The following is a 3,568-nucleotide window of genomic DNA, read 5'->3' as shown; positions in this document are numbered from 1 at the left end:
GCCGCTGGTCGAGGGCGACGGGCTGTTGTCGGGCGGCCAGCGCCAGCGGCTGGCGCTGGCGCGCGCGCTGTATCACGATCCCGTTCTGCTGGTTCTGGACGAGCCAAACTCGGCGCTGGATGCTGATGGGTCGGAGGCGCTGAACGTGGTCGTTTCGGACATGAAGAAGGCGGGGAAATCGGTGATCGTGATGACCCACAGGCCATCGGCCATCGCGGTTTGCGACCGGCTGCTGGTGATTGACAACGGCCAGCAGAAGGCGCTGGGGCCGCGCGACGAGATCGTGCGCTCGCTGATGCGCAATGCGGGCGATGTGCAGCGCACCATCGGATCGGTGCGCGGCACGACGGTTCAGGGGGCGGGCGGATGAGCGAGGCCGACAGGAAGGCCGCCGCGCCGCCCGCGGGTCCCGCGGCTGCGCCCGGCGCGGCGGGCGGTCTGCCGGGGGCGCGTCTGCCGCTGGCGGTGGGGATCGTGGCGATCGTGCTGCTGGTGGGCGGCCTGGGGGGCTGGTCGGTGGCGACCAGCATCGCGGGCGCGGTGGTCGCGACGGGCACGGTCAAGGTCGAGAGCGACCGGCAGGTGGTCCAGCATCCCGAGGGCGGTGTGGTTGGCGAGATCCTGGCCCGCGACGGCGATACGGTCGCGGCGGGGGATGTGGTGCTGCGGCTGGACGGCACCTTCCTGCGGTCGGAACTGGCCATCGTCGAGCGCCAGCTGTTCGAGATCGAGGCCCGCAAGGCGCGGCTGGAGGCCGAGCGCGACGGGGTCGAGACGCTGGTGATCGGCGAGTTGTCGGGCTTCGAGCATCTCGATCCCGACTGGATGCGCGGCCAGATCGAGGGCCAGCAGAGCCTGTTCGCCGCCCGCCGCGTGGCGCTGGCCCAGGAGCTGGAACAGCTCGACGAGCAGAGGAGCCAGATCGAGAACCAGATCGAGGGCACGTTGTCCCAGATCGCGGCACTGGAAAAGCAGCTTGGTCTCGTGGAGCGCGAACTAACGGACAAGCAGACGCTCTTTGACCAGAACCTTGTGCCGGTGGGGCAGGTGCTGGCGCTGCAACGCGACGAGGCGGGGCTGGAGGGCGAGATCGGGCGGTTGATGTCCCAGGCCGCCGAAAGCCGCGCGCGGATCTCGGAACTGGCGGTGCAGGCGCTGCGGCTGGTCGATACGCGCCGCGAGGAGGCGATCAGCCAGTTGCGCGACCTGCAATATTCCGAGATCGAACTGGCCGAGCGCCGCCTGAGCCTGGCCGAGCGGCTGTCGCGGCTGGAGGTGCGCAGCCCGGTGGATGGCGTGGTGTTCGGTTCCAGCATCTTCGCGGTGCGCGCGGTGGTGCAGGGCGGCGCGCCGATCATGTATGTCGTGCCGGGCGGTCAGGCCTTGCAGGTTTCGGCGCGGATCGACCCGTCGGATATCGACCAGGTCTTTCCGGGCCAGCCTGTGTCGCTGCGGCTGACCTCCTATAACAGCCGGACGACGCCGGAACTGCCGGGCGAGGTGTTGCGGATCTCGGCCGACTCGCTGTTCGACGAAGCGACGCGCATGAGCTATTACGAGGCGGTCATCCTGCCCGATACCAGTGTGCTGGCGGACATGCCGAATGTGCAGCTGATGCCCGGCCTGCCGGTGGATGTGTTCCTGCGCACCCGGGACCGCAGCCCGCTGTCCTACCTGGTGCGGCCGCTGAAGATCTATTTCGACAGAGCGCTGCGCGAGGAATAGCGCGGCGGGCGGTCTGCGACGGGTGCGAACGGAACGGGGCCGACCATGATGGCCGGCCCCTTTTTCTTGCGCGTGCTGCGCGGCCTCAGTTCGGCATGACCTCGGCGGTCGGGCGCGGCGTGGCGGCGGTCTCGGCCGGCAGAACCGGCAGCGTGATCGACGGCACCTCGCCGGTCAGGCTGTGCAGAAAGGCGACGATCTTGTCGGCTTCCTCGTCGTTGACCTCTTCGCCCAGCTGGGCGATGCCCATGACCTGCACGGCCACCTTCAGATCCCAGACCTTGCCCGAGTGGAAATAGGGCGCGGTCACGCCGACATTGCGCAGCGGCGAGGCGCGGAAGACATATTCATCCATCGCCGTCTCGGTCACGGCGAAACGGCCCTTGTCGTCCTCGGGCAGGATGTCGGCGCCGGGCTTCTCGATCAGGCCGAACGGGTAATAGCCGTTGCCGCCGAGATTGACGCCGTTGTGGCAGGTCACGCAGCCCTTGTCGACGAAGAGGACCAGACCCTCTTTCTGGACGTCGGTCAGGGCCATCTCGTCGCCGTTCAGGAAGGCGTCGAAGGGTGCGGGCGTGATCAGCGTGGCCTCGAAGGCCTCGATCGCGCGGGCCATGTTGTCGAAGCTGACCGGGTCGGCCTCTTCGGGGAAGGCGGTTGAGAACCAGTCGCGATATTGCTGCATCGAGTTCAGCGTCGCCACGACGGTTTCGGGCGTGTTCGCCATCTCGACGCCCGCCTGGATCGGCCCCTTGGCCTGTTCCTTGAGGTCTTCGGCGCGGCCGTCCCAGAACTGGGCGATGTTGAGCACCGAGTTGAACACGGTGGGCGAGTTGCGCGGCCCCTTCTGCCAGCCATGGCCGATCGAGGTTTCCAGGTTGTCGTCGCCGCCGGTGGTCAGGTTATGGCAGGAATAGCAGGAAAACACCCCCGAGGCCGACAGGCGCGGGTCGAAGAACAGCGCCTTTCCAAGCTCGATCTTTTCGGGGGTCACCCGGTTGTCGGCTATCTGCGGAATGGTCGAGGGCAGCGGCTCGAAATAGTCGAGCGCCATCTGCCGCAGGTCCGAGGCCGAGACGGGCAGCGCCATCGCGGTTGTCAGAAGCGCGGTCGAGAGGAGACGTTTCATGGTAAGCACCGTTTTGCAAAGGTTCGCGCGCTGTCCTGACCTTGGAATGCTTCCAAGTGCGAGCCTTGACCTGCATCAAGTCCCTTGCCGATTTGCCGGGGCTTTCGGTATCTCGTTGCACGCGATGGTAGGCAAGATGGCTGATTTCCAGGGAAAACAGCCCGATCCCGGCGGGGCTGCGACCTTTCGACCCTGAACCGGCGGCCCGTCAGGCCGAGCGCAGCAGCACCTTGGCCGAGCCGACGGCCGCTGCGATCCGCTGGTAATGCACCATGCGCCGCGCGGAGCTTTCGGCCGAGCGCAGCAGCCGCGTTTCTGCCTCTTCGAGGATCTGCGCGGCGGCCGCGTTCACGCTGGCAAGTGCCTCGGGGCGCACCGGGGTCAGCGCCGGGGTGGTCTCGCCCGAGGGTTGGCGCAGCCTGATCTGCGGCTGGGTCCGGTCGCGATTGGCCGCAGCCAGAGTGCCCAGATCGCACGCGGCCTGGGTAAGGGCATTCTTCGCGTCCCGATAGTCACCGCGCGGCATCTTGGCGGCGATCCGGTCGAGGGCCTTGGACAGGCAGTCGACGGTGTGTTCCGGGCCCGGGACCTGGCTTGTCTTACGACGATCACAGGCTCCCGGGTTAGAAGGGAGCCGCTGCCCGGCACCTTAAATATGCCGGGCAGCGGCGGCGGTTGGATCGTAATGGGCTGGGTCGTGATGGACCGTTCTGC

4 protein-coding genes are annotated in these 3,568 nt (G+C 67.5%); 2 read left to right on the top strand and 2 right to left on the bottom strand.

Going from position 1 to position 3,568, the window contains the following annotated elements; genetic code table 11:
- Positions 1–370: ATP-binding cassette domain-containing protein (locus tag ENN83_RS14525; RefSeq protein ID WP_287188159.1), on the top strand; the 370-nt coding region annotated here is incomplete at its 5' end.
- Positions 367–1,725 (top strand): HlyD family type I secretion periplasmic adaptor subunit, encoded by a 1,359-nt coding sequence (locus tag ENN83_RS14520; RefSeq protein ID WP_287188157.1) that lies wholly within the window; start codon positions 367–369, stop codon positions 1,723–1,725. The genes ENN83_RS14525 and ENN83_RS14520, both read left to right, overlap by 4 nt.
- A gap of 85 nt (positions 1,726–1,810) precedes the next feature.
- Here the strand turns inward: ENN83_RS14520 and ENN83_RS14515 are convergent, their stop codons facing one another.
- Together ENN83_RS14515 and ENN83_RS14510 are read right to left on the bottom strand one after the other, a co-directional pair.
- Entirely contained in the window at positions 1,811–2,854 is a 1,044-nt protein-coding gene (locus ENN83_RS14515; RefSeq protein WP_287188155.1) for a cytochrome-c peroxidase, read from the bottom strand.
- Between the two features lie 208 nt (positions 2,855–3,062).
- Positions 3,063–3,380, bottom strand: a complete 318-nt coding sequence (locus tag ENN83_RS14510) for a hypothetical protein (RefSeq protein WP_287188153.1) — start codon at positions 3,378–3,380, stop codon at positions 3,063–3,065.
- Between the last annotated feature and the right edge of the window lie 188 nt (positions 3,381–3,568).

The organism is Rhodovulum sp., assembly GCF_011048875.1.
Lineage (GTDB): Bacteria > Pseudomonadota > Alphaproteobacteria > Rhodobacterales > Rhodobacteraceae > Rhodovulum > Rhodovulum tesquicola.
The sequence above is the reverse complement of the archived record's forward strand: the minus strand, read 5'-3'. Positions and strand labels throughout refer to the sequence as shown.